The organism is Microvirga thermotolerans, from assembly GCF_009363855.1.
Taxonomy (GTDB): domain Bacteria; phylum Pseudomonadota; class Alphaproteobacteria; order Rhizobiales; family Beijerinckiaceae; genus Microvirga; species Microvirga thermotolerans.
In genome coordinates, this window is sequence record NZ_CP045423.1 from 3,310,492 (window position 1) to 3,335,598 (window position 25,107).

General features: G+C 70.3%; 25 protein-coding genes. 9 read left to right on the top strand and 16 right to left on the bottom strand.

Annotated features, from left to right (window positions below):
* Positions 1 to 15 precede the first annotated feature (15 nt).
* Entirely contained in the window at positions 16 to 2,304 is a 2,289-nt protein-coding gene (locus GDR74_RS15760) for an NADP-dependent malic enzyme (protein ID WP_152587184.1), read from the bottom strand.
* 150 nt (positions 2,305 to 2,454) lie between these two features.
* Between GDR74_RS15760 and mutS the strand changes: the two genes are divergently transcribed.
* Complete coding sequence (gene mutS, locus GDR74_RS15765; protein WP_152587185.1) at positions 2,455 to 5,181, top strand: DNA mismatch repair protein MutS; 2,727 nt, start codon at positions 2,455 to 2,457, stop codon at positions 5,179 to 5,181.
* Positions 5,182 to 5,195: 14 nt separating this feature from the next.
* Here the strand turns inward: mutS and GDR74_RS15770 are convergent, their stop codons facing one another.
* A complete protein-coding gene (locus tag GDR74_RS15770; protein ID WP_152587186.1) occupies positions 5,196 to 5,669 on the bottom strand; it encodes a response regulator in 474 nt (157 codons plus the stop codon).
* A 315-nt stretch (positions 5,670 to 5,984) separates the two neighbouring features.
* Here GDR74_RS15770 and GDR74_RS15775 point away from each other — a divergent pair, with 315 nt between their 5' ends.
* The gene (locus GDR74_RS15775; RefSeq protein WP_152587187.1) at positions 5,985 to 7,529 is read left to right on the top strand and encodes a YifB family Mg chelatase-like AAA ATPase; all 1,545 of its coding nucleotides are present in this window, start codon (positions 5,985 to 5,987) and stop codon (positions 7,527 to 7,529) included.
* 199 nt (positions 7,530 to 7,728) lie between these two features.
* Positions 7,729 to 8,682, top strand: coding sequence for a l-ornithine N(alpha)-acyltransferase (gene olsB / locus GDR74_RS15780; protein ID WP_152587188.1), 954 nt, complete (start codon positions 7,729 to 7,731; stop codon positions 8,680 to 8,682).
* Here the strand turns inward: olsB and GDR74_RS15785 are convergent.
* Genes GDR74_RS15785 through GDR74_RS15795 form a run of 3 tightly spaced genes read right to left on the bottom strand, consistent with a single transcriptional unit; the run spans position 8,670 to position 11,367 of the window.
* Positions 8,670 to 9,542 (bottom strand): SDR family oxidoreductase, encoded by an 873-nt coding sequence (locus GDR74_RS15785; RefSeq protein ID WP_152587189.1) that lies wholly within the window; start codon positions 9,540 to 9,542, stop codon positions 8,670 to 8,672. The genes olsB and GDR74_RS15785 overlap by 13 nt on opposite strands.
* Entirely contained in the window at positions 9,539 to 10,705 is a 1,167-nt protein-coding gene (gene queG, locus GDR74_RS15790; protein WP_152587190.1) for a tRNA epoxyqueuosine(34) reductase QueG, read from the bottom strand. Before queG ends, GDR74_RS15785 begins: the two co-directional genes overlap by 4 nt.
* Positions 10,675 to 11,367 carry a glutathione S-transferase family protein gene (locus GDR74_RS15795; protein WP_152587191.1) on the bottom strand — a complete coding sequence of 231 codons (693 nt, stop codon included), beginning with the start codon at positions 11,365 to 11,367 and terminating at the stop codon, positions 10,675 to 10,677. Before GDR74_RS15795 ends, queG begins: the two co-directional genes overlap by 31 nt.
* A gap of 174 nt (positions 11,368 to 11,541) precedes the next feature.
* On the opposite strand from GDR74_RS15795, the gene GDR74_RS15800 reads away from it, so the two are divergent.
* Together GDR74_RS15800 and GDR74_RS15805 are read left to right on the top strand one after the other, a co-directional pair.
* The gene (locus GDR74_RS15800) at positions 11,542 to 12,339 is read left to right on the top strand and encodes an undecaprenyl-diphosphate phosphatase (RefSeq protein WP_152587192.1); all 798 of its coding nucleotides are present in this window, start codon (positions 11,542 to 11,544) and stop codon (positions 12,337 to 12,339) included.
* Between the two features lie 9 nt (positions 12,340 to 12,348).
* Positions 12,349 to 12,582 carry a hypothetical protein gene (locus GDR74_RS15805; protein WP_152587193.1) on the top strand — a complete coding sequence of 78 codons (234 nt, stop codon included), beginning with the start codon at positions 12,349 to 12,351 and terminating at the stop codon, positions 12,580 to 12,582.
* Here GDR74_RS15805 and nth read toward each other — a convergent pair.
* Entirely contained in the window at positions 12,572 to 13,354 is a 783-nt protein-coding gene (gene nth, locus GDR74_RS15810) for an endonuclease III (protein ID WP_152587194.1), read from the bottom strand. The genes GDR74_RS15805 and nth overlap by 11 nt on opposite strands.
* Before the next feature lie 20 nt (positions 13,355 to 13,374).
* On the opposite strand from nth, the gene GDR74_RS15815 reads away from it, so the two are divergent.
* A complete protein-coding gene (locus GDR74_RS15815) occupies positions 13,375 to 13,896 on the top strand; it encodes a DUF2244 domain-containing protein (protein ID WP_152587195.1) in 522 nt (173 codons plus the stop codon).
* A 1,070-nt stretch (positions 13,897 to 14,966) separates the two neighbouring features.
* On the opposite strand, the gene GDR74_RS15820 is transcribed toward GDR74_RS15815, so the two are convergent.
* The 10 genes from GDR74_RS15820 to dnaK all read right to left on the bottom strand — a co-directional run bounded on the left by GDR74_RS15820 (position 14,967) and on the right by dnaK (position 22,470).
* Positions 14,967 to 15,587, bottom strand: a complete 621-nt coding sequence (locus GDR74_RS15820; RefSeq protein WP_152587196.1) for a 2,3-bisphosphoglycerate-dependent phosphoglycerate mutase — start codon at positions 15,585 to 15,587, stop codon at positions 14,967 to 14,969.
* Positions 15,588 to 15,692: 105 nt separating this feature from the next.
* Positions 15,693 to 16,496 (bottom strand): 4-hydroxy-tetrahydrodipicolinate reductase, encoded by an 804-nt coding sequence (gene dapB / locus GDR74_RS15825; RefSeq protein ID WP_152587816.1) that lies wholly within the window; start codon positions 16,494 to 16,496, stop codon positions 15,693 to 15,695.
* Positions 16,497 to 16,501: 5 nt separating this feature from the next.
* A complete protein-coding gene (locus GDR74_RS15830) occupies positions 16,502 to 17,083 on the bottom strand; it encodes a GNAT family N-acetyltransferase (protein WP_152587197.1) in 582 nt (193 codons plus the stop codon).
* A complete protein-coding gene (locus tag GDR74_RS15835) occupies positions 17,080 to 17,385 on the bottom strand; it encodes a DUF1330 domain-containing protein (protein ID WP_152587198.1) in 306 nt (101 codons plus the stop codon). The genes GDR74_RS15830 and GDR74_RS15835 overlap by 4 nt, the downstream gene beginning before the upstream one ends.
* Positions 17,385 to 17,675, bottom strand: coding sequence for a DUF1330 domain-containing protein (locus GDR74_RS15840; protein ID WP_152587199.1), 291 nt, complete (start codon positions 17,673 to 17,675; stop codon positions 17,385 to 17,387). The genes GDR74_RS15835 and GDR74_RS15840 overlap by 1 nt, the downstream gene beginning before the upstream one ends.
* 52 nt (positions 17,676 to 17,727) lie before the next feature.
* The gene (gene pyrF, locus GDR74_RS15845; RefSeq protein ID WP_246179665.1) at positions 17,728 to 18,459 is read right to left on the bottom strand and encodes an orotidine-5'-phosphate decarboxylase; all 732 of its coding nucleotides are present in this window, start codon (positions 18,457 to 18,459) and stop codon (positions 17,728 to 17,730) included.
* Positions 18,460 to 18,467: 8 nt separating this feature from the next.
* Positions 18,468 to 19,091 carry a class I SAM-dependent methyltransferase gene (locus GDR74_RS15850; protein ID WP_152587201.1) on the bottom strand — a complete coding sequence of 208 codons (624 nt, stop codon included), beginning with the start codon at positions 19,089 to 19,091 and terminating at the stop codon, positions 18,468 to 18,470.
* Between the two features lie 63 nt (positions 19,092 to 19,154).
* Positions 19,155 to 20,288: a molecular chaperone DnaJ gene (gene dnaJ / locus GDR74_RS15855; protein WP_152587202.1), complete on the bottom strand. Its 1,134-nt coding sequence runs from the start codon at positions 20,286 to 20,288 to the stop codon at positions 19,155 to 19,157.
* Between the two features lies 1 nt (position 20,289).
* Positions 20,290 to 20,463 (bottom strand): YdeI/OmpD-associated family protein, encoded by a 174-nt coding sequence (locus tag GDR74_RS15860; protein WP_152587203.1) that lies wholly within the window; start codon positions 20,461 to 20,463, stop codon positions 20,290 to 20,292.
* Positions 20,464 to 20,550: 87 nt separating this feature from the next.
* A complete protein-coding gene (dnaK, locus tag GDR74_RS15865) occupies positions 20,551 to 22,470 on the bottom strand; it encodes a molecular chaperone DnaK (protein WP_152587204.1) in 1,920 nt (639 codons plus the stop codon).
* Positions 22,471 to 22,782: 312 nt separating this feature from the next.
* On the opposite strand from dnaK, the gene GDR74_RS15870 reads away from it, so the two are divergent.
* The 3 genes from GDR74_RS15870 to GDR74_RS18545 all read left to right on the top strand — a co-directional run bounded on the left by GDR74_RS15870 (position 22,783) and on the right by GDR74_RS18545 (position 25,092).
* Complete coding sequence (locus tag GDR74_RS15870) at positions 22,783 to 23,673, top strand: bifunctional helix-turn-helix domain-containing protein/methylated-DNA--[protein]-cysteine S-methyltransferase (protein ID WP_152587205.1); 891 nt, start codon at positions 22,783 to 22,785, stop codon at positions 23,671 to 23,673.
* A 136-nt stretch (positions 23,674 to 23,809) separates the two neighbouring features.
* The gene (locus GDR74_RS15875) at positions 23,810 to 24,478 is read left to right on the top strand and encodes an alpha-ketoglutarate-dependent dioxygenase AlkB family protein (protein ID WP_152587206.1); all 669 of its coding nucleotides are present in this window, start codon (positions 23,810 to 23,812) and stop codon (positions 24,476 to 24,478) included.
* Positions 24,475 to 25,092, top strand: coding sequence for a hypothetical protein (locus GDR74_RS18545; RefSeq protein WP_152587207.1), 618 nt, complete (start codon positions 24,475 to 24,477; stop codon positions 25,090 to 25,092). Before GDR74_RS15875 ends, GDR74_RS18545 begins: the two co-directional genes overlap by 4 nt.
* Positions 25,093 to 25,107 lie beyond the last annotated feature (15 nt).

Here is a 25,107-nt window from a genome sequence, read left to right on the forward strand (position 1 = left end):
CGTGCCGCCTTCCGCTCAGCCGCCGATGTTGTAGGCGGCAAGCGCCGCCATGTTGACGATGTCCGCGTCCGTCGCGCCGAGCGAGACGATCTGCACCGGCCGGTCGAGGCCGACCACCATGGGGCCGAGCACCATGGCGCCGCCCAGCTCCTGCAGCAGCTTCGTGGAGATCGAGGCGGAATGGAACGCCGGCATCACGAGCACGTTCGCGGGACCGGTCAGGCGGCAGAACGGATACTGCGCCATGACGTCCCGGTTGAGCGCCACGTCGGCCGCCATCTCGCCGTCGTACTCGAAATCGAGCCGCATGCCGTCGAGGATGCGCACCGCCTCCTGGATCTTCTCGGCGCGCTCCGCGCGCGGGTGGCCGAAGGTGGAGAACGAGAGCAGCGCGACCCGCGGCTCGTAGCCGAGGCGACGCGCGACGCCGGCGGATTCGATGGCGATCTCCGCCAGCTCCTGCGCGGTCGGCAACTCGTGGATCGCCGTGTCGGCCACGAGAACCGTATGGCCCCGGGCCAGGCACAGCGACAGGCCGATGACCCGATGCCCGGGCTTGGCGTCGATCACGCGCCGCACGTCGGCGAGCGCCGTGGAGTAGTTCCGGGTCGCGCCGGTGACCATCGCATCGGCGTCGCCGAGCGCCACCATGGAAGCGGCGAAGTGGTTGCGGTCCTGGTTGATGAGGCGCTGGCAGTCGCGGAACAGGAAGCCCTTGCGCTGCAGGCGCTCGTAGAGGAACTGCGCGTAGGTGCTGTTGCGGTGGGACAGGCGCGCATTGTGGATCTCGATGCCTTCGCGGCCTTCGAGATCGATGCCCGCCTGCGCGGCCGTGGCGAGGATCCGGTCCTCGCGCCCGACGAGGATGGCGCGGCCGAGCCCCTGGTTCACGAAGGACAGGGCCGCACGGATCACCTGCTCCTCCTCGCCTTCCGCGAAGACGACCCGCTTGGGGAAGCGGCGCACCCGCTCGAAGATGCGGTTGAGGGTTCCGGCGACGGGATCGCGGCGCGCGGAGAGCTGCGCCTTGTAGGCGCGCATGTCGACGATGGGCCTGCGGGCGACGCCCGTGTCCATGGCCGCCTGCGCCACCGCCTGCGGGATCGTGTGGATCAGGCGCGGGTCGAACGGGACGGGGATGATGTATTCGCGGCCGAAGCGGGGACGCGCGCCCTGATAGGCGGCGGCGACCTCGTCCGGCACGTCCTCGCGGGCGAGATCCGCCAGGGCGCGCGCCGCGGCGATCTTCATCTCCATGTTGATCGTGGTCGCCTGCACGTCGAGGGCACCTCGGAAGATGTAGGGAAAGCCGAGGACGTTGTTGACCTGGTTGGGGTAGTCCGAACGCCCGGTGGCGATGATCACGTCGTCGCGGATCCGCGCCACCTCCTCCGGCGTGATCTCCGGATCCGGGTTCGCCATGGCGAAGATGATCGGGTTTTGCGCCATGGAGCGGATCATGTCGTCCGTGAAGGCGCCCTTGACGGAAAGGCCGAACACCGCATCGGCCCCGTCGAGGGCCTCGGCCAGGGTGCGCGCCTTCGTCTCCACCGCATGGGCCGACTTCCACTGGTTCATGCCCTCGGTCCGGCCCTTGTAGATCACGCCCTTCGTGTCGCACAGGATCACGTTTTGCGGCGCGAAGCCCATCGCCTTCAGAAGCTCCGTGCAGGCGATGCCGGCGGCGCCCGCGCCGTTCACCACGAGCCGGGTCTTCGCCATGTCGCGGCCCGTCAGGTGCAGCGCGTTGAGCAGGCCCGCCGCGGCGATGATCGCCGTGCCGTGCTGGTCGTCGTGGAAGACGGGAATATCCATCAGCTCGCGCAGGCGCTCCTCGATGATGAAGCACTCCGGAGCCTTGATGTCCTCGAGGTTGATGCCGCCGAACGACGGGCCGAGATAGCGCACGCAGTTGATGAAGGCGTCCGGGTCCTCCGTGTCCACCTCCAGGTCGATGGAATCCACGTCGGCGAAGCGCTTGAACAGGACGGACTTGCCTTCCATCACCGGCTTCGAGGCGAGCGCCCCGAGATTGCCGAGGCCCAGGATGGCGGTGCCGTTCGAGATCACCGCCACCATGTTGGAGCGGGTCGTGTAGTCGAAGGCGAGGGAGGGATCTTCCGCGATCGCCTTGACCGGGACCGCGACGCCCGGCGAATAGGCCAGCGACAGGTCCCTCTGGGTCGCCATCGGCTTCGTGGCCACGATCTCCAGCTTTCCGGGCCGCCCCTGCGCATGGAACTGAAGCGCCTCCTGATCGGTGAAGGTCGGGCGGTTGCGGCGGGAAGTGGGCTGATCTGTCATATGTTTTCGCAGGGCTGGCAGCGGCATGAAATCCGGGGAGCCTGCAACCTTAAGGCAAGGATGCGGCCTCCCTCAAGACTTATGCACACCCCCTCCTCCGACCCTATGCCACGGGTGAAAGCCGGTACGGGTTTTGCTAGGAAGGACGGGATGTCGACCCAAGCCCGTTCCCTCTCCCCCGCTCGGCCCGAGCCCGACGGCGTCCCGCAGGCCAAGTCCGCGCAGGACGGCCGGGTGACGCCCATGATGGCCCAGTACATCGAGATCAAGGCCGCCAACCCCGACAGCCTCCTGTTCTACAGGATGGGGGATTTCTACGAGCTGTTCTTCGAGGATGCGGAGATCGCGAGCCAGGCGCTCGGCATCGTCCTCACCAAGCGCGGCAAGCACCAGGGACAGGACATCCCCATGTGCGGCGTGCCCGTGGAACGGGCGGACGACTACCTCCAGCGCCTGATCGGCCTCGGCCACCGGGTCGCGGTCTGCGAGCAGACGGAGGATCCGGCGGAGGCGAAGAAGCGCGGCGCGAAATCCGTGGTGCGCCGCGACGTGGTGCGCCTCGTGACCCCGGGGACGATCACCGAGGACCGCCTCCTCGACCCGGGCCGGGCCAACCTCTTCCTCGCCGTCGCCCGGCGGCGCGTCTCGGACAGCGAATGGCGCTACGGCCTCGCGGCGGTGGACATCTCCACGGGCCGCTTCACCCTGGGCGAGACCGACGCGGCCGGCCTGCCTGCGGAGATCGCCCGGTTCGACCCGCGCGAGATCCTCGTGCCCGATTCCATCCACGACGATCCGGAGCTTGCCGCCTTCTGGCGCGAGACCGGGGCGGCGATCACGCCCCTGCCGCGCGAAGGGCTCGACCCCGCCTCGGCGGAGCGACGGCTGAAGGAGTTTTTCGGCGTCGCGACCCTCGACGCCTTCGGCACCTTCGACCGGGCCGAGATCGCCGCGGCGGGCTGCGCCCTGTTCTACATCGAGAAGACGCAGATCGGCAGCCGCCCGGTCCTGTACCCGCCCTCCCGCGAGGAGGCCGGAGCGACGCTCGCCATCGACGCGGCGACCCGCGCCAATCTGGAGCTGACCCGCACCCTTTCCGGAGAGCGGGCGGGAAGCCTGCTCGCGGCCATCGACTGCACGGTGACCCCGGCAGGCGCGCGGCTCCTGGGGGAGCGGCTCGCCGGCCCCCTCACCGACCCCGACCGGATCCGCGACCGGCAGGATTCCGTCGCGGCCCTGTGCGAGGACGGGGCCCTGCGCGACCGTCTCCGCCGCATCCTCAAGCGCTCGCCCGACTTCGCCCGCGCCCTGTCGCGCCTCGGCCTCGGCCGGGGCGGTCCCCGGGATCTCGCCTGCCTGCGCGACGGGCTCCTGGCGGCCCGCGACCTCGGCCTGGAACTCGCCATCGCGCCCAACCTGTCCCGGGAGCTGGCGGAGGCGGCACGGACCCTGCAGGCCCTGGACACGAGCGTCGCCGACCGGCTCGCCGCCCTGCTGGCGGACGAGCTGCCGCTCCAGAAGCGCGACGGCGGCTTCGTCCGCGCCGGATACGATGCCGGCCTCGACGAGCTGCGGGAGCTCCAGCAGGATTCGCGCCGCTTCATCGCCGCCCTCCAGGCGCGCTACGCCAACGAGACCGGCTGCCGGACCCTGCGGGTGAAGCACAACCACATGATCGGCTACTTCGTGGAGGTGCCCCAGAACGTCGGCGAGGACCTGCTCAGGGAGCCGTGGAAGGACGTGTTCGTCCATCGCCAGACCATGGCCGGCGCCATGCGGTTCTCCACCGTCGAGCTGGGGGAGCTCGAGTCCAAGATCGCCTCCGCCGCCGACCGGGCGCTCAAAATCGAGCTCGGCCTGTTCGAGGCGATGGCCCAGGACCTCGTGGCGATGTCGTCCGACATCGCCGCGGCGGCGCAGGCCATGGCGGTCGTCGACGTGACCGCGGCCCTGGCGGAGCTCGCCATGCGGCTCGACTGGACCCGTCCCGCCGTCGACCGGAGCCTGTCCTTCCGGATCGCCGGCGGCCGGCACCCGGTGGTCGAGGCGGCGCTCAAGCGCGAGGGCCAGCCCTTCATCGCCAACGACGCCGACCTGTCCGGCAAGGATGCCGGACACATCCTGCTCATCACGGGCCCCAACATGGGCGGCAAGTCGACCTATCTGCGCCAGAACGCCCTCATCGTCGTGCTGGCGCAGATGGGCTCCTTCGTCCCGGCGAAGGAGGCCCGGATCGGCGTGGTGGACCGGCTGTTCTCCCGCGTCGGCGCGGCGGACGACCTGGCGCGCGGCCGCTCGACCTTCATGGTCGAGATGGTCGAGACCGCGGCCATCCTGAACCAGGCGACCGCCCGCTCCCTGTTGATCCTCGACGAGATCGGGCGCGGCACCGCCACCTTCGACGGCCTGTCCATCGCCTGGGCGGCCGTCGAGCACCTGCACGAGGTCAACCGCTGCCGCGCCCTCTTCGCGACCCATTTCCACGAGCTGACCGCCCTGGCCGAGCGGCTTCCGAGGGTCTCGAACGCGACCCTGAAGGTGACGGAATGGCAGGGGGAGGTGGTCTTCCTGCACGAGGTCGTGCCCGGCGCGGCGGACCGCTCCTACGGGCTGCAGGTGGCGCGCCTCGCCGGCCTGCCGGTGGCGGTCGTGGAACGGGCGAAGACGATCCTGAGCGAGCTCGAACGCTCCGACCGGGAGAACCCGAAACGGGTCTTCGTGGACGATCTGCCCCTCTTTGCCGTCGCCGCCCGCCCCGAACCGGCGCAGACGGCCGCGCCGGATCCCCTGCGGCAGGCCCTGGAGTCCCTCGACCCGGACCAGATGACGCCGCGGGAGGCGCTCGAAGCGCTCTATCGCCTGAAGGCGCAGCTTTGACCGCAGCTGTCGTGTCAGGACGGGGAGGATCCGTCCTCGCATCCGACCTGGGCGAAGGAAACGAAGGCCACCGGCGCCCGGGATGGCGCGCCCCTGCTCCGATCGGCGAGCACATAGGCCAGGGCTTCCCTCACGCCGCGCTCGGTATAGGGCTTGGCGATGACGCCGAGCGCCCCGGCGAAATCCTCGGGAATGCGCTTGGCATTCGCCGTCATGAAGAGCACGGCGACGTCGAGCCGGGCCGCGAGGTGCCGGGCGACGTCGACCCCGGTCGGGCCGTCGGCGAGATGGATGTCGACGAAGGCGAGGTCCGGCTTCAGATCCCGCGCAAGCCTCAGGGCGTCCGCGGACGAGGCCGCGATGCCGACGACGTCGTGCCCGACATCCTGAAGAAGGCTTTCGAGCTCCAGGGCGATGAGGATCTCGTCCTCCACGATCAGGATACGCAACGACTTACCGGTGCCCAAGCCCGTTCCTCCTCTGCGCATGCGAAGCCCTTCCAGGCTTCGCCGCCGCGACGATGACGGCCCGGCATGGCGCAGGGCTGGCGGATGAGCGGCAGGCTTTCGGAGAAACGAGGATGTCGCCCAGACACCGGGCCGATCCGGATATCCCTGCTCCCTGCCGTCGCGCCTCGTCCACTGCCGTCTCTTTCTTTCAAGTGGGCGGGCCGCATGGCCCTGGATCGAACTCAACGCGGGATGAGGAGGGGAGTTCCGCCCGTAACGGCTTGTGAAACGTTGGATCGTATTGCACAAGAAGGACATTCGCTCGGTTCGAGTTCTCACGGAGGCGGGGTCGCGATGGTCGTGCGCGTTGCAACGGTCGCTTTCGAAGGCATCGAGGCGCGGGCGGTCGACGTGCAGGTCCAGATCGCCTCCGGCAACGTCGGATTCACCATCGTCGGCCTTCCCGACAAGGCCGTCGCGGAGTCCCGCGAACGCGTGCGCTCCGCCCTGATCGCCTCCGGCCTCGCCCTCCCCGCCAAGCGGATCACGGTGAATCTCGCGCCCGCCGACCTGCCCAAGGAAGGCAGCCATTACGACCTGCCCGTCGCGCTCGGCGTCATGGCGGCGATGGGCGCGATCCCGCCGGACGCGCTCGGCGGCTTCACCGTGCTCGGGGAACTCGCCCTCGACGGATCGATCACCTCGGTCGCCGGCGTCCTGCCCGCGGCGATGGCCGCCCACGAGCGCCGGCACGGCCTGATCTGCCCGGCCGCCTGCGGGGCCGAGGCGGCCTGGGCGAGCGGCGACATCGAGATTCTCGCCCCGGCCTCGCTCATCCAGCTCGCCAATCACTTCAAGGGGGATCAGGTGATGGCGCGGCCGAAGCCCGCCATCATGCCGGCTTCGGGTGCCTTGCCGGACCTGCGCGACATCAAGGGGCAGGAAAGCGCCAAGCGCACCCTCGAGATCGCCGCGGCGGGCGGACACAACCTTCTCATGTGCGGTCCGCCGGGGGCGGGCAAGTCCATGCTGGCGCAGCGCCTGCCCTCGATCCTGCCGCCCCTCGCGCCGCGGGAGCTGCTGGAGCTGTCGATGATCCAGTCCGTCGCCGGGCTCCTGGCCGACGGGGCCCTGACGGACCGCCGCCCCTTCCGGGCGCCGCACCACTCGGCCTCCATGGCGGCGCTGGTCGGTGGCGGGCTGAACGCCCGGCCCGGGGAGGCCTCCCTGGCCCACCACGGCGTCCTGTTCCTCGACGAGCTGCCCGAGTTCCAGCCCCAGGTGCTCGATTCCCTGCGGCAGCCCCTCGAGGCGGGCGAGGTGCTGATCGCCAGGGCCAACCACCGGGTCACCTATCCCGCCCGCTTCCAGCTCGTAGCGGCGATGAACCCGTGCCGCTGCGGGCAGGCGACGGAGCCGGGCTTCGTCTGCCGGCGGCAGCCCAACGAACGCTGCGTCGCCCAGTACCAGGCCAGGATCTCCGGGCCCCTCCTCGACCGGATCGACCTGGTAATCGACGTCCCGGCGGTGACGGCCGCCGACCTCATCCTGCCGCCGCCGGCCGAAGGTTCGGCCGAGGTCGCGGCCCGGGTCGCCGAGGCACGGCGGCGGCAGGCCAAGCGCTACGCCGCCCTCGGGCTCGACGGGATCGCCGCCAATGCCGCCTGCCCGCCGCCGGTGCTGGAGGAGGTCGCGCAGCCCGATCCCGACGGCGCGGCCCTGATCCGCGACGCGGCCAACGCCATGCGCCTTTCGGCGCGAGGGTTCCACCGGGTTCTCAAGGTGGCGCGGACCCTGGCCGACCTGGATGGCGAAGAGAAAATCCGCCGCGTCCATCTTGCCGAAGCGCTCTCCTACCGCGCCTCGGCGGACAGGCGGGCGAATGCGGCAACGGTCTGAAATTCCGGGTAATTCTGCCGGGCGGCTGAATTCAGACCTGGGGAAAGGCGGCAGAAATCTTGCGCAAGACTTGATAAGTCTCTCACGACCTTCGATCTTCCCTGTCACAAAACCGTTCGAAATGGGTTTTATGTCGCAGCAAAAGGGGGCCGCCCCATCCCGCGGCCCATCGCATACGGGTCAATCGAACGAGGTTCCGATGACGCCTTCCCGCCCGGACGACGCGGCTCCGCTTGGCTTGGCCGCGCCGGTGCCGCCGGTCCCTGCCGCGCTGCGGGCGAAAGGCATGGCGAGGTTCCTGCCGGGCCTCGGCAGAATCGTGCGGGACCACGGGACCCTGGACCCGGTCCTGGGCCGGATCGGCTCCCTGGAAGTCCGCCTCGCGACCACGGACAAGGAGATCCGCCGGGCGCAGAAGCTGCGCTTCAAGGTGTTCTACGAGGAGATGTCGGCGGAGCCGGACGGGCAGGCCCTCCTGTCCCGGAGGGACGTGGACCGGTACGATGCGCTCTGCGACCACCTGCTGGTCCTCGACCACGACGTGAAGGCCAAGCCCTTCCGTCCGGCGAAGCCGAAGGTGGTCGGCACCTACCGCCTGCTCCGCCAGGAGGTGGCCGACCGGCACGGGGGCTTCTACACCGCCGGGGAGTACGACATCGCGCCCCTGATCCGGTCCCATCCGCACCTGCGCTTTTTGGAGCTGGGCCGCTCCTGCGTGCTGAAGCCCTACCGGAACAAGCGCACCGTCGAGCTTCTCTGGCACGGGATCTGGACCTACGTGCTCCATCACCGCATCGACGTGATGATCGGCTGCGCGAGCCTGGAGGGAACGGACCCGCAAAGCCTCGCCCTGCCCCTGAGTTTCCTCCACCACTACGCCTCGGCCCCGCCCGAGTGGCAGGCCAGCGCCCTGCCGGAGCGCTTCACGGCCATGGACCTGCTTCCGAAGGAGGCGGTGGACCCCAAGGCGGCGCTCCACGCTCTGCCGCCCATGATCAAGGGCTATCTGCGCCTCGGCGCCAGCTTCGGGCACGGCGCCGTGATCGACCGCCAGTTCGGCACCACGGACGTGCTCGTCATCCTGCCGGTCTCGGCCATCAACCCCCGCTACATCGACCATTTCGGGCCGAGCGCCAACCGTCACGCGACCTGAAATTCGCCCGCCGCGTAGAGAGCGTCGAGCCCTTCCCGATAGGTCGGGTGGCGCAGCTCCACGCCCAGTTCCCGCTTGATCAGCCCGTTGGCGATCCGCTTGTTCTCCGCATAGAAGGCGAGGGCCGCAGGGCTCAGGTGCGCCCGTTCGAAGGGGATCTCCGGTGGCGGCGCGATTCCCGCCAGGGCGGCCGCATAGGTCACCACGTCCTGCGGCGGGGCCGGCTCGTCGTCGGTCACGTTGTAGACGCCTCCGGCCCGGGGGCGGGCGAGGGACGCGGCGAGCGTCAAGGCAATGTCGTCCACATGGATGCGGTTGAAGACCTGGCCGGGCTTGACGATGCGCCGGGCGGTGCCCTGCGCGAGGTTGGCGAGCGCGTTGCGGCCGGGCCCGTAGATCCCCGTCAGCCGGAAGACCTGCACGGCCTGCCCGGTTTCCCGCCCGAGGGCGACCCACGCCGTCTCGGCATCGTGGCGATGCCGGGAGGCCGGGCTCTGGGGATTGGCCGGGGTCGTCTCGTCCGTCCAGGCGCCGTCCCGGTCGCCGTAGACGCCGGTGGTCGAGAGATAGCCGATCCAGCCGAGCCCCGCCGCGCGGCGCACGGCCTCCCCGAACCGGACGAGGAGCGGATCGCCCGCCTCGGAGGGGGGCGCGCAGACGAGGAGCGCGTCCGCCCGGCCGATCGCCCCGGCAAGCTCCGCATCCCCGGCCTCCTCCAGGGCCAGGGCCTCGATTCCCTCCTCCCGCAGGCGCCCGGCCTTCCCGGCATCGCGGACCGTGCCCGCCACACGGGTCCAGGGAAGGCCGGAGCGGATGAAGGCCATGGCCGTGTAGCCGAGGCCGAAGACGAAGAGCCTCATGGGGCGGCCCCGCTCGCGGCGAGCGCCCGGTCCCACTCCGCGCGGACCTCCCCGTCCTCCTCGCGCCGCCGGCGGCCGGAGGCATGGCGGGCGATCTCCTCGGGCGCGAGCCGCGACAGGGCCCAGACGGCCATGGCCCGCACGAGGGGCGACGGATCGTCGAGGAGGCGCTCCGCCTCCTCCGCGAGGCGCCTGTCGCCGGAATTGCCGATGGCGATCAGCACGTTGCGGACGAACCGGTCCCGCCCGGTCCGCTTGATCGGCGTGCCCGCGAACCGGGCGCGGAAGGCGGGATCGTCGAGGCGGGCCAGCGCGTCGAGGGGCAGGGCCGCGAGGTCGTCCCTCTGGACGAGGCGCGCCTCCCGCGCGGTCTGCGCGAACTTGTTCCACGGGCAGACGGCGAGGCAGTCGTCGCAGCCGAAGATGCGGTTGCCGATCCCCCTGCGGAGATCCTCCGGGATGTGCCCCTTGTGCTCGATGGTCAGGTAGGAGATGCAGCGGCGCGCATCGAGCTGGTAGGGCGCCGGGAAGGCGTCGGTCGGGCAGATGTCGAGGCAGCGCCGGCACGAGCCGCAGCGGTCGCGCTCCGGGGCGTCGGCGGGCAGGTCCGCCGTGGTGAAGATCGCGCCGAGGAAGAGCCAGCTGCCGAACTCCCGCGAGACGAGGACCGTATGCTTGCCCTGCCAGCCGAGTCCGGCCGCCTGGGCGAGGGGCTTCTCCATCACGGGCGCCGTGTCCACGAACACCTTCACGTCGGCGCCGCCCTTGGCGGCGAGGAGGCCCGCCGCCTCCTTCAGCTTGCCCTTGATGACGTCGTGATAGTCCCGGTTGCGGGCATAGACCGAGATCGCGCCGTGATCCTTCAGACCGAGCGCCGCGAGGGGGTCCCCGGAGGGGCCGTAGTTCAGTCCGAGGAGAATGACGCTGCGCACCTCGGGCCAGAGCGTCCGCGGGTCGGAGCGGCGCTCGGCGGTCTCGGCCATCCATTCCATGGCCCCGTGCCGGCCCTCGGCGAGCCAGGCGCGGAGGCGCTCCGGGGCGAGGGGGATCGCATCGGGGCGGGCGATGCGGACGCTGTCGAAGCCGAGGGCGCGGGCCCTCGCGACGAAGGCGCGCTTGAGCGCCTCGCCCGCTAGAAGTCCAGATTGTCGTAGTGTTCCCACGGAGCCATGCCCGGCACCCGGTCGGCCAGGAGCGTGCGGAAGGACGGCCGGGACTTGATCCTGGCGTACCAGTGCTTGGCTGTTTCGTCCTCGTCCCATGGCACGTCGCCGAGATAATCCACGATCGAAAGGTGAGCCGCCGCGGCGAGATCCGCATAGCTCAGATGGCGGCCCGCGAGCCAGTTCCGGGTCGCGATCAGGTACCCGATATATTTCAGATGATATCGCACATTGGCCCGCGCGGCGCGAATGGCGCTCATGTCGGGAGGGCCGCCCCCGAGCTCAAGGGGCATGAACCGTTTGTAGATCTTTTCCGTGGCAAGGTAGTCCGAGACCTCGCCGTGGAACTTGCCCAGGAACCAGTCGACCAGGCGGCGGACCTCGACCCGCCCGGCGGGATCCTGCGGCAGGAAGCGGCGGTCCCCGAGCGTGGGCCCCCGGGTGTCGTCCAGGTATTCGGCGATCACGGCGGGGCCGGGAACCGCGAGGCCGCTGTCGTCGAGGAGGAGGGGCAGGTTGCCCGCCGGGTTGAGCTCGAGCAGCGGGACGCGCCGCTCCCACGGCTTTTCCTCGACCAGTTCCGCCTCGATGCCCAGTTCGGCCAGAATCAGCCGCACGAACCGCGAGTGCGGGCAAAAGGGATGGTGATGGAGGATGGCCATGAACGTCTCAGACGCGAAACAGGCGGCGAGAATAAGGCCGGGCTTCGTTAAGGCCCGGTAAGGAATTTTGGTGAATCTCACCGGCCTGCGCCACGGGGACGCCCTCGGCGCAGGAATGCTTGACAGGCCCGGACCGCCTCCCCCATCTGACGCCGCTCTTTAGGATTTCCAACGATGTCGCAATTCATCGAGGCGCTGTTCCTGGGCCTCATCGAGGGCCTGACCGAGTTCCTGCCCGTGTCCTCGACCGGCCACCTCCTGCTCGTCGGCCACTTCCTCGGCTTCGAGTCCACCGGCAAGACCTTCGAGGTGCTGATCCAGCTCGGCGCGATCCTCGCCATCCTCTCGGTCTACTTCAACCGCCTCTGGGCCATTGCGAGGGCCCTGCCCTACGACCCGGACGCCCGGCGCTTCGCCATCGGCGTGCTGATCGCCTTCCTTCCCGCCGCCCTCGTCGGCGCCGCGCTCCACGGGTTCATCAAGGAGGTGCTGTTCGATCCCTGGATCGTCTGCATGACCCTGATCGCGGGCGGCTTCGTGCTGCTGCTCGTGGACGCCATGCCCCTGTCGGCGGGCTACGGGGACGCGACCAAGTTCCCCCTGCCCATGTATCTCAAGATCGGCGCCCTCCAGTGCCTCGCCATGATCCCGGGCGTGTCGCGCTCGGGGGCGACCATCGTCGGGGCCATGCTGCTGGGCGCGGAGAAGCGCGCCGCCGCCGAGTTCTCCTTCTACCTCGCCATGCCGACCATGGCCGGCGCCTTCGCCTACGACCTCCTCAAGAACTACAAGATCCTGTCCGCCAACGACGCCTCGCTCATCGTCGTCGGCTTCGTCGCCGCCTTCGCCTCGGCGCTGGTGGTGGTGAAGACCTTCCTCGGCTACATCTCCCGCCACGGCTTCGCGCCCTTCGCCTGGTGGCGGATCCTGGTTGGGGCGGCGGGGCTCGCGGGCCTCATCGTGTACGGCTAGGACCTCCCGATGCCTTCCCCCGGAGACGCCCTGGCCGCGACCCTCGCCGTCGTCGTGGCCCTCGCGGCAACCATGCTGGCCGTGCTCTCGGCCCTGCCGCCGCCCGCGCCCGCCGGACCTCCCGCGGGATGCCGCGAATGGACCGACGGCTGCGTGGTCTGCCGCCGCGATTCTTCCGGCATCGCCTGCTCGACGCCGGGGATCGCCTGCGCGATCCGCCCGCTCCGGTGCCTCAGGCGCTGACGCGCTTCCCGGCGACCGGCGCCGGAGTCTTCTCGGGATAGCGGCACAGATCGGCGATCGGGCAGCGCCAGCACTCGGGCCTGCGCGCCTTGCAGAGATAGCGCCCGTGCAGGATCAGCCAGTGATGGGCGTGCAGCCTGAACGCGTCGGGCACCACGGCTTCGAGCGCCTCCTGGGTCTCCAGGGGCGTGCGCGTGACGACGAGGGGAATGCGGTTCGCCACGCGGAAGATGTGCGTGTCCACCGCGATGCGCGGATCGCCGAAGGCGATGTTGGCCACGACGCTCGCCGTCTTGCGGCCGACGCCGGGGAACGTCTCCAGGATCGCGATGGAATTCGGCACCTCGCCGCCGAACTCCTCCACCAGGCGCTTCGAGAAGGCGATCACGTTCTTCGCCTTGGTGTTGAAGAAGTTGAGCGTGTGGATGCGCTCGCGCAGCCCCTCCTCGCCGAGCGCCAGCATCTTCTGCGGCGTGTCGGCGACGGGGAAGAGGTTGCGCGTCGCCTTGTTGACGCCCACGTCCGTCGCCTGCGCCGAGAGCGCCACGGCGACGAGGAGCGTGTAGGGATTGGTGTATTCCAGTTCGCCCTTCGGCTCCGGGTTGAGGTCGCGCAGGCGGCGGAAGACCTCGACGAGGGTCGCGCGGTCCACCGGCTTCGGCGCACGGCCACGGGGTGCGCGGCCGGATGCGGCCTTCGCGGCGGCTTCAGGCGGGGCGGGTTTCGCTGCGGATGCGGGAATGCGGCGGGGTGACCGCTTCAGATCGGACATGGGAGCGTTATAATTTGCGGATGGACAGCGGCAAAGCGGCATACGCGGATTCAGGCGCCGACGGGGACCGGGCCGACCGGCCCGTCTTCGAGGCGGTGATCCGGCCCCACAGGTCCCTCGGCCCACAGGGCTTCAGGATCGTGATGATCCTTCTGTGCCTCGCATCCATCGTCGCGAGCCTTCCCTTCGCGGTCCTGGGCTTCTGGCCGGTGGTCGGCTTCTTCGGCCTCGACTTCCTCGGCCTCTACCTGGCCTTCCGAATCAACTACCGGCAGGGCCAATCCTTCGAGGTCCTGGTGCTGACGCCCATCCGTTTGCTCCTCACCAAGGTGAGCCATCGCGGCGAGGCGCGGCAATGGCTGTTCAATCCGCTCTGGACGCGCCTCGACCGCAGGGAGGACGACGAGTTCGGCCTGCAGGAACTGGCGCTCGTCTCGCGCGGCCAGCACGTGGTGATCGCCCACGATCTCTCCCCGCCCGAGCGGGAGAGCCTGGCGGCGGCCTTCGGCCGCGCCCTCTCGGACGTGAAGCGGGGCTTCTGACCGGCCGGGTGCGGAGCGGTCTCCGCTCCCGAGGGGCCTCCAGACCGCGCAGGATGCCCCTCCCATCGCCGCGAAGCCCTCTCCTGCGGAGCCTGGATGTGCTCGGGAAGCGGCGCCCTGCCCTCTTCCCCTTCCTCGACAAGCGCCGACATGCCCTCTCCTCCTTGCGGGGAGAGTTGGAGAAGGGGGTGTGGGCGCCTCGCTCCGAGAGGCTGGCGCTGCCACCCTCACCCTTAATCCCTCCCCGCAAGCCGCCCCGCAAGGGGGAGAGGAACGCGTCGCGCTTCCCGCGCACCGCCGTCCGACCGGACCGGCCCGGCCATGCCGCCGGAGTTGAGCCGTGAGAAGCACGCACGCCGCCGCGTCCTCCGGGCGCGTGGGCCCGGAGGGGCGGCGGGGTCGAGGGGGCACGAGAATCGCTCCGGCTCGGGGGAAGGAAGGGTGAAGGCAATGAGCCGCAGCGTCATCGCGCCCGGTTCTTTTCCGGCGGACCGGCGGCGGAGGCTCCGGGGATGGCCCGGACGCGGGACGGCGTTGACGAACGCCGGCGGCGCCGGACGGCCCGGAGCCCCGGCGGTGCCGGGGCCGCCCGCGGCCGGCGCGTGCGTGGCGCGCGGGCGCGGGACCGGTCCCGTCCCCGCATTCGGCGACGCCTCGCGAGCGCGCCCCTCGGCGGGACGGGATGTGTCACGATATAGCCGAGCTTGGTGCCGCTGTCAAGAACGAAAGCGGAACATTATCGCGGACGCGCCCTGCCGGGACGCGCAGCGGGAGAGCCGTTGCCGTCGCGGGGCACGCTTCGAGGGGCCCCCTTACGGACGGCGGCAGCCGCGGCGTCTTCGCCCCGCACCGCAGGGGTGATGGCTTCCGGGCTCGCCTGCGGCGCCCCGGAATGACGGAGGACGAGGGAAGTGGGGCGCATTCCCTCCCCGCGGATCCCGGGTGTTCCCGGAATCGGCTCTCTCAATGCGCAAGGGGGGAAGGGCGCGGCGGCGCTGGCTGGGGCTCCCGGAATGGCGCGGCCTGGGGCACCCGGAATCCGGGGAGCACGATTGCAGTGGGCCCTGCGCCTAACCTTCCAGCACCTTCTTGTCGGCGACGGTGGTGTCCGCGTTGAGGCTGTAGACGAGGGGGATGCCGGTGGCGAGTTCCATGGATGGGATGGTCTCCGGGGTGAGCCCGTCGAGCACCATCACGAGGGCCCGGAGCGAATTGCCGTGGGCCGCCACGAGGACGCGCTCCCCGCGCATGACGCGGGGCAGGATCTCCCGCACGTAGTAGGGCAGCACGCGGGCCACCGTGTCCTTCAGGCTTTCGCCGCCGGGCGGGGACACGTCGTAGGAGCGGCGCCAGACGTGCACCTGCTCCTCGCCCCACCTGGCGCGGGCGTCGTCCTTGTTGAGGCCCGACAGGTCGCCGTAATCGCGCTCGTTGAGGGCCTGGTCCCGAATGGTCCGGAGGCCCGGCTGGCCGATCTCCTCCAGGATCAGCTCGCAGGTGCGCTGCGCCCGCGACAGGACGGAGGTGAAGGCGACGTCGAACTGCACGCCCATGGCCCTGAGGCGGCGGCCCGCCTCGCGCGCCTCCTCGACGCCGCGCTGCGTCAGGCCCGGGTCCTTCCAGCCGGTGAAGAGGTTCTTGAGGTTCCATTCGCTCTGGCCGTGACGGGCAAGCACGAGGAGGCGGTTCATGGTCGGGAATCTCCTTGGGAGGCAGGTTGCGGATGGCCTGACGACCGGTTCAGCGCCGGGCGTCAGGGTTTCCGGACGAAGGGGGGCGGCTCGCCGGGCGCTCCGTCATCCGTCGAGCCCCAGCACGTCGGCCATGGTGTAGTAGCCGGGCTTCCTGTCGAAGGCCCAGAGGGCGGCCCTCACCGCGCCGCGGGCGAAGATGCCCCGGTCCTCGGCCCGGTGCGCCAGCTCCAGGCGCTCGCCGGGGCCGGCGAAGATCACGTTGTGCTCGCCCACGACCGTGCCGCCGCGCAGGGTCGCAAACCCGATGTCGCCGGCCCGGCGCGCGCCGGTGTGCCCGTCGCGGACGCGGACCGACCGCTCGTTGAGGGAAACCTTCCGCCCCTCCGCCGCCGCCTCGCCGAGGAGCAGCGCGGTGCCGGAGGGGGCATCCACCTTCATGCGGTGGTGCATTTCCACGATCTCGATGTCGAAATCCTCGCCGAGCGCCGCCGCCGCCCGGCGCACGAGGCCGGCGAGCAGATTGACGCCGAGAGACATGTTGCCGGACTGCACGATGCGCGCATGGCGCGCCGCCGCCTCGAGCCGGGCGAAGTCAGGCTCCTGCAGGCCGGTGGTGCCGATCACGTGGACGATGCGCGCCTGCGCCGCCAGGGCCGCGAAGGCCACCGTGGCCGCCGGGGCGGTGAAGTCGAGGACGCCGTCGGCCTGCGCGAAGACGGGGAGCGGATCGTCCGTCACCGGGACATCGAGGAGGCCGGTCCCCGCGAGGAGGCCCGCATCCTGGCCGACGGCCTGCGAGCCGGGCCGCTCGATGGCGCCGACGAGGCGGCAGCCCTCCGTCTCGGCCACGGCCTTGACGAGCATGCGCCCCATGCGCCCGGCCGCGCCGACAACGACAAGCCGCATATCGCTCATGAGCGCTCCTCCGTCCGTCGCTCCGGGTATAGCGGCACGGCCCCGTCCTGCAAAGCTCGGAGGCTGCGGACCATCAGGACCCGCCGCCGCGGATCGAAACCCTGGGCCGCCTCCTCCGCCAGGATCCGCCGCAGGCCCTCCGTTGCCTCTCCGGGCGGCAGCTCCACGAAGCCGAGCCTCGCATAGAAGGGGGCGTTGAAGGGGATGAAGCGGTCGGTGGTCAGGGCGAGGGCCGCGCGGCCCCGCTGCGCCGCATGTCCGGCCAGCGCCTCCATGAGGCGGCGGCCGAGCCCCCTGCCCTGGTGGTCCCGGTGCACGCTCATCTCCTTCACGAAGGGAATGCCGTCCACCTCCGCCGCAGCGAGGAAGCCGACCGGGTCGCCCGACCCGTCCGCGGCGACCCAGACGAGACCCGCCTCGTGGCAGGCGCGCAGGACCGCGGGCGGCATGGTCTCGGGAATGCCTGCCCGGATCCCGAGCGCCTCGAAATAGACCGTTGCGGCCGAGCGTTCCACGGCGGCGAGCCGCTCCAGGTCGTCCGGGCGGCTCGGCCGGATGGCATAGCCCCCACCCATCATGCGGGCTGCGGGCCGTCGTAGCCCTCGATCACGATGATGTCGGCGACCGCGTGCCCGTCGCGCTCGGCCTTGGCGGCCCGGTATTCCGGCGAGTCCCAGCAGGCGAGCGCCGCCTCGTAGGAGGGGAACTCGATCACCACGTTGCGGGCCCGCGCCTCGCCCTCCACCGCCTTGAAGGCCCCGCCGCGAACCAGGAAGCGCGCCCCGTACCTGGAGAACGCGGCGGCGTTGGCGCGCACGTAGTTCTGGTACGCGTCCGGATTCGTCACGTCCACGCGGCCGATCCAGTATCCTTTCGCCATCACTCGGCTCCTTCCACCAGCACGAACTCCGCGATGCAGGCGCCCTCGCGCTTGGCCTTGGCCGCCTGGTATTCCGGCGAGCGGTAGTAGCGCCGGGCCTGCTCCACCGAATCGAACTCGATCACCACGTTGCGCGGACGCGCCTCGCCTTCGAGGGCCTCGTAGGCGCCGCCGCGCACGAGGGGGCGGCCGCCATATTGCCGGATCGCCTCCGTCGCGCCCTTGGCGTATTCCGCGTAGGCCTCCGGGTTCGTGACGGTGACGCGGGCGATGACATAGCCTTTGGGCATGGGAATTCCTCGATGATGGTGGTGTGCAACGATGGCGGGCCGCGCCGCGCCGTCAAGCGGGGAATGCGGCGCCCATCTCGGCGAGGATGGCCTCTGCCGCGGCGCGGGGATCGGCGGCCTTCACGATGGGGCGCGCCACCACGAGATGGGTTGCGCCCGCGCGGATGGCGTCCGCCGGGGTGACGACGCGCTTCTGGTCGCCCGCATCCGCGCCGGCCGGGCGGATGCCCGGGGTCACGACGAACCGGTTCGGCCCGACGATGGCGCTCACGCGCGCCGCCTCCGTCGCGGCGCAGACGATGCCGTCCACGCCGATGTCGCGGGCCTGCGCCGCGCGCCGGGCGACGAGCTCCGCCGCCGGGACGGGGGCATAGCCCGCCTCGACGAGGTCCTTGTCGTCGTAGGAGGTGAGCACGGTGACGGCGAGGATCTTCAGGGACGAGCCCGCCCGGCCCGCGACCGCGGCCCGCATGGTCTGCGGATAGGCGTGCACGGTCAGGAAGGTGGCGCCGAGGCGGGCGACGGAGCGCACGCCCTCCTCCACCGTGTTGCCGATGTCGTGGAGCTTGAGGTCGAGGAAGACCTTCTTGCCCGCCCCGATCAGCTCCCGCGCCAGCTCGAAGCCGCCCGCATAGGCGAGCTGGTAGCCGATCTTGTAGAAGACCGCGGCGTCGCCGAGCCGGGAGACGAGGGCGCGCGCCTCCTCGACCCCGGGAACGTCGAGGCCGACGATCAACCTCTCGCGCATGTCCTCCACGGAACGGGTTCCCGGGCGGAGGGACATGGCGGCGCTCATGGGGCGGTGACCTTGTTGTAGACCCAGACGCGGGCCGGGGGGAGATTGCGCCAGATCCGGTTGGAGGCGCGGGTGCGGTAGAACGGCGAGCGCGCCGGGATCGGCGGCACGACCGCGTAGGTGAACTGGATGAAGGGCGCTTCCGGATGCATCATGCCCTGGGCCGCCTCCAGGAGCTCCAGGCGCTGGTCCATGGGCTTGGTGAAGAGGGGCAGGCTCGACACGGTCGCGGCGGCGGGCTCGGCGAGGACGCCGGAGAGGGTCTCGGGAAGATCGTAGGCGTCGCCCTGGACGATGGTCGCCTTCGGGAACCGGCGCTTCAGGAGCCGGCAGAACTCCGGGTTGAACTCCACGAGGATCAGCCTGTCCTGCGCCACGCCGCGCCGGACGAGGGCCTCCGTCACCGGACCGGTGCCGGGGCCGAGCTCCAGGACGGGGCCGGGGATCCTGGGATCGACATAGGCCGCCATGGTCCGCGCCAGGGCCTTGCCCGAGGGCGTCACGGCGCCCACCACGAGGGGGCGCTCGAGCCAGGACCTCAGGAACCGGGCCTCGTCCTCAAAACGGTCCTTGCCGAGGGGCAGCTTGCGAGGCCGTGGCCTTTGGAACGACTGGAGCACGGGCGGACCCTTCGAGACGGGATCGGACAGGTTCTTTAGAACTCAATGAAAACGACCGTCAAGCTAAGTGGATCCACTCAGCCCGTCGAAGAACTCCCGCACGCGGGAGAAGAATCCGTTGCTCTCCGGGTGGTTTTCCTTCGAGCACTCCTGCTCGAACTCCATGAGCAGCTCCCGCTGGCGCTTGCTCAGCTTCTGCGGGGTTTCCACGACCACCTGGATATAGAGATCGCCGACGTCCCGCGAGCGCAGCACCGGCATGCCCTTGCCCCGCAGGCGGAACTGCTTGCCCGACTGGGTGCCCTCGGGAACTTTCACCACGGCGTCGGTGCCGCCGAGGGTCGGCACGCTGAACTCGCCGCCGAGCGCCGCCGTCACCATGGAGATGGGAACCCGGCAGAACAGGTCCGCCCCGTCGCGCTGGAAGAACGGGTGCGGCTTGATGGAGAGGAAGATGTAGAGGTCGCCCGGCGGGCCGCCGCGCAGGCCCGCCTCGCCCTCGCCGGCGAGGCGGATGCGCGTGCCGTCCTCGACCCCGGCCGGGATGTTGACGGAGAGCGTCCGCTCCCGGGTGACGCGTCCCGCGCCGCCGCAATTGGGACAGGGATCGTCGATCACCTCGCCGCGTCCGTGGCAGTTGGGGCAGGTCCGCTCGATGGAGAAGAACCCCTGCGTCGCCCGCACCCGGCCCGCGCCGCCGCAGGTGGGACAGGGCCTGGGCTTCGAGCCAGCCTTGGCGCCGCTGCCGGTGCAGACCTCGCAGGTGACGGAGGTCGGGATCCGCAGTTCGGCGGTCTTGCCGTGGAAGGCCTCGTCGAGGGTGATCTCGAGGTTGTAGCGCATGTCGGCGCCGCGCTCGCGCCCGCCGCCGCGGGCCCCGCGCCCGCGGGTCTCGCCGAAGAAGTTCTCGAAGATGTCCGACATGAAGTCGGAGAAGTCGGCGCCGAAGCCCGGGCCCGCGCCGCCGCCGTTGGCGAAGGCCGCATGGCCGTAGCGGTCGTAGGCGGCGCGCTTCTGCGCGTCGGAGAGGGTCTGGTACGCCTCGTTGATTTCCTTGAACTTGATCTCCGCCTCGCGGTCGCCCGGGTTCCGGTCCGGGTGGTACTGCATCGCGAGCTTCCGGAAGGCGGATTTCATCTCCGCTTCGGTGCAGGTCCGCGAGACGCCGAGGATCTCGTAGTAATCGCGCTTCGACATGTCAGGCGCCCCTCGGAGCGGTCGGCCGCTCCATCGTGCCGCCGCTCCGCTTCCTCCGCATCTCCGGCTTCCCGGCCTCTTCGATCCGGCTGAGATATTCATGCCGGCGCGAGGGCGCCAGGGACGCGAGGGCCCGGTCGAGGGCGTCGCGGATATCGGTCGGCAGGTCGTTCATTCTTGCTTCTGGCCTTTCCAACCCGTTCACGAAAACGGCACCCGGTGACGAACGCCGGGTGCCGATTTTCTCAAGACGCGGCCATGGTCAGGCGCGCTTCTTCTTGTCGTCCTCGTCGACTTCCTGGAAGTCGGCGTCGATGACGTCGTCCTTCTTGGTCTCCGCGCCGGAGGCGGCCTGCTCGCCGCCCTCGCCGGCCGCCTGGGAGGCCTGGTACATGGCCTCGCCGAGCTTCATGGAGGCCTGCATCAGGTCCGTGGTGCGGGCCTTGATCGTCTCCACGTCGTCGCCGTTCAGGGCCTGGCGGAGCGCCTCGACGGCGGTCTCGATCGCCTGCTTGTCGGAGGCCGGGACCTTGTCGCCGTAGTCCTTCAGGGACTTCTCGGTGGAGTGGATCAGGCTCTCGCCCTGGTTCTTGGTCTCCACCAGCTCGCGGCGCTTCTTGTCCTCGGCGGCATGCGCCTCGGCATCCTTCACCATGCGCTCGATGTCGGCCTCCGAGAGGCCGCCCGAGGCCTGGATGCGGATCTGCTGCTCCTTGCCGGTGGCCTTGTCCTTCGCCGTGACGTTGACGATGCCGTTGGCGTCGATGTCGAAGGTCACCTCGATCTGCGGCATGCCGCGGGGCGCCGGCGGGATGCCCATCAGGTCGAACTGGCCGAGCAGCTTGTTGTCCGCCGCCATCTCGCGCTCGCCCTGGAAGACCCGGATCGTCACCGCGCTCTGGTTGTCCTCGGCGGTGGAGAAGATCTGGCTCTTCTTGGTCGGGATCGTGGTGTTGCGGTCGATCAGGCGGGTGAACACGCCGCCGAGGGTCTCGATGCCCAGCGACAGGGGCGTCACGTCGAGCAGCAGCACGTCCTTCACGTCGCCCTGGAGGACGCCGGCCTGGACCGCGGCGCCGATGGCGACCACCTCGTCCGGATTCACGCCCTTATGGGGCTCCTTGCCGAAGAACGCCTTCACGACCTCCTGGATCTTGGGCATGCGGGTCATGCCGCCCACCAGGACCACCTCGTCCACCTCGCCCGCGGAGATGCCCGCGTCCTTGAGGGCCTTGCGGCAGGGCTCGATGGTCTTCTGCACCAGGTCGTCGACGAGCGACTCGAACTTGGCGCGGGAGAGCTTCATGGCGAGGTGCTTCGGGCCGGAAGCGTCCGCCGTGATGTAGGGCAGGTTGATCTCGGTCTGGCTCGCCGAGGACAGCTCGATCTTCGCCTTCTCCGCGGCCTCCTTGAGGCGCTGGAGCGCGAGCTTGTCCTTCGTCAGGTCGATGCCCTGCTCCTTCTTGAACTCGGAGGCCAGGTACTCGACGAGGCGCATGTCGAAGTCCTCGCCGCCGAGGAAGGTGTCGCCGTTGGTGGACTTCACCTCAAAGACGCCGTCGCCGATCTCGAGGATCGACACGTCGAAGGTGCCGCCGCCGAGGTCATAGACCGCGATGGTGCCGTGCTGGCGCTTGTCGAGGCCGTAGGCGAGAGCGGCGGCCGTCGGCTCGTTGATGATGCGCAGCACCTCGAGGCCGGCGATCTTGCCGGCGTCCTTGGTCGCCTGGCGCTGGGCGTCGTTGAAGTAGGCGGGAACGGTGATGACGGCCTGCGTCACCGGCTGGCCGAGATAGGCCTCCGCGGTCTCCTTCATCTTCTGGAGGGTGAAGGCGGAGATCTGGGAGGGGGAATACTGCTTGCCGTCGGCCTCGACCCAGGCGTCGCCGTTCGGCCCCTTGATGATCTTGTAGGGAACGAGGCCCATGTCCTTCTTGGTCATGGGATCGTCGAAGGTGCGCCCGATCAGGCGCTTGATGGCGAAGAAGGTGCGCTCGGGGTTCGTGACCGCCTGGCGCTTGGCCGGCTGGCCGACGAGGCGCTCGCCCTCGTCCGTGAAGGCCACGATGGACGGGGTGGTCCGTGCGCCTTCCGCATTCTCGATGACTTTGGCCTGCGAGCCTTCCATCACGGCGACGCAGGAATTGGTGGTGCCGAGGTCGATACCGATGACCTTACCCATGGCGGGATCCCTCACTTTCAAGCAGACCGCCGAGCCCTAAAAGCAGCCCGGCCCATGGCTTAATGGGTTGAACATGGACAGGACGCCTCCGTCGCCGGGTGCCCCCTGTGCTGGCGCTGATATAAGAAGGGGGCGCAAGCGCCGCAAGACGAGGCCGGACGGATGGTTTCCGCCCGCTTTCGCATGGCGGAGGGTGTTGCAATCCTGCCATAAGGCGGAAAGGCCCGCGGGAACGCCGGAAGCCCCGCGCCACAGGAATCGGGTGTCGCCCCACCGCGCGGGGGCTATGATCCGGGAATGGAGGACATGCCCATGCTGGACACATTGCGCGACATCACCATCGAACCGGCCGCCCTCCAGGTCCCGGACGAGCCGCGCTCGGACTACGAGCGGGTGCGCTCGATCGTCGCCTACATCTCCGAGCGCTGGCGGGAGCAGCCCTCCCTCGAGGACATCGCGGAGCATGTGGGCCTCTCGACGACCCACGTCCACCACCTCTTCCGCCGCTGGGCCGGCCTGTCGCCCAAGGCGTTCCTTCAGGCCATCACCCTGGACAACGCCAAGGCGCTGCTCGCCGCCTCGGCCAGCGTCCTCGACACGGCCTACGAGGTCGGGCTGTCGGGCCCCGCCCGCCTGCACGACCTCTTCGTCACCCACGAGGCGATCACGCCGGGGGACTTCAAGGCCGGGTGCCAGGGGCTGACCATGCGGTTCGGCTTCCACCCCTCCCCCTTCGGCGAGGCGGTGCTGGTGGCGACCGACCGGGGGCTCGCGGGCCTCGGCTTCGTGGACGACGGCGACCGCGGGGCCGCCCTGCAGGACCTGATGCGGCGCTGGCCGAAGGCCGAATACGTGCAGGACCAGGCGGCCACCGAGCCCCTCGCCCGCCGCATCTTCGATCCCGGCCGGTGGCGGCCGGAGCAGCCGCTCAAGGTGGTGCTCATCGGCACGGACTTCGAGGTCCGGGTCTGGCAGACCCTGCTGCGCATCCCCCGCGACCGGGCGACCACCTATTCGGACATCGCCCGGCACCTGGGCAATCCCAGGGCGAGCCGCGCCGTCGGCGCGGCGGTCGGGCGCAACCCCATTTCCTTCGTGGTTCCCTGTCACCGGGTGCTGGGGAAGTCCGGCGCCCTGACGGGCTACCACTGGGGGCTGACCCGCAAGCAGGCGATCCTCGGCTGGGAGGCGGGCATCCGCTGAAGCGGGTTTTCCCGCGGACAAAGCCGCATCCGGCGCGATCCGGCCTCCGCTTCCGGTCCCGGGGCGTAGGGAGGGGCGCTCCCTCACCGGTCCCCTCGCGGAGGGAACGATGCGCCCCGCTGCGCGATAGGTCGCCATGAGCCTTCTTACCCCGAGCCCCGTCACCCTCTCCCCCGGCCTGGCCTACTATCCCGGCTATCTCGACCGGCCCGCGCAGGAGGCGCTGCTTCGGGCCGTGCGCGAGGCGACGCGGGCCGCGCCGCTCTTCGTGCCGCGCATGCCGCGCACGGGAAAGGCGTTTTCCGTGCGCATGACCAATTGCGGGCGCGTCGGCTGGGTCTCGGACGAGCGGGGCTACCGCTACCAGCCGATCCACCCGGACACGGGCGGAGCCTGGCCCCCGATTCCGGCGATCGCGCTGCGCGCCTGGGAGGAGCTGAGCGGCTATCCGCACCCGCCCGATGCCTGCCTCGTGAACTTCTACGAGGCGAAGGCGCGCATGGGGATGCACCAGGACCGGGACGAGGAGGAGCTGGCCGCGCCGGTGGTCTCCCTGTCCCTGGGCGCCACCGCCGTGTTCCGCTATGGCGGCCTCGACCGCAGGGACCCGACCCGCTCGGTGAAGCTGCGCTCCGGAGACGCCATCGTCTTCGGCGGCCCGGCGCGGCTCATCCATCACGGGATCGACCGCCTCATCCCGGCGAGCTCCGACCTGCTCCCCAACGGGGGACGCCTGAATCTCACCTTGAGAAAGGTTTTCCCGGCCCTAGATCGCGATACGGAATATCGTGATGAAGGATCATGAAACCATTCCTCCTCGCGGCCGCGATCCTCGTCTCGCCGCTTTCCGTCGTCCCTGGAGGGATTGCCTTCCATAGGAGCCTCCCGCCCGACGATGCCGGTTCCCGGGCCGCGCCGGGGAGCCTTGCCGTGCCGGTGCGGGCGGACGTGGAGGGCGACATCGCCGCCCTGCCCTACCGGATCGGCGACCGGGCGGGGTTCAGGCCCGTGCGCGTGCAGAACGACAGCGCCGTCTTCACGGACGGTCCCGCCGACCCGGCCGATCCCGGCGCGCAGGCGACCGTCACGGTCTCCCCCTCGCCGGAACTCCGCAACCTGCCCGAGATCCCGAACGCCCAGCGGGACCGGATCCTGCGCGAACTGGCCGGGAGCGACCCGGCCCTCGCGGACCCGGTGGTGGAGGTGCTGGGCGCCGTCCAGGCGGGAGACACCCTGCGCTACGAGGTGGTCGCGAAGGCCAGGCTGGCCGGTTCGGGACGGGAGGTCGTCCGGGCGGTGGCGGTGCTCTTTCCGGGCGGGACGCCCCTGCGCGTGGTGGCGACGGCGCCCGAGAGCGAGCGCGGCGAGATCCTGCCGCGCCTGCGCTCCTTCGTGAAGGGCATCTCCGGGCGACGGTGAGCCGCTCCCCCGGCG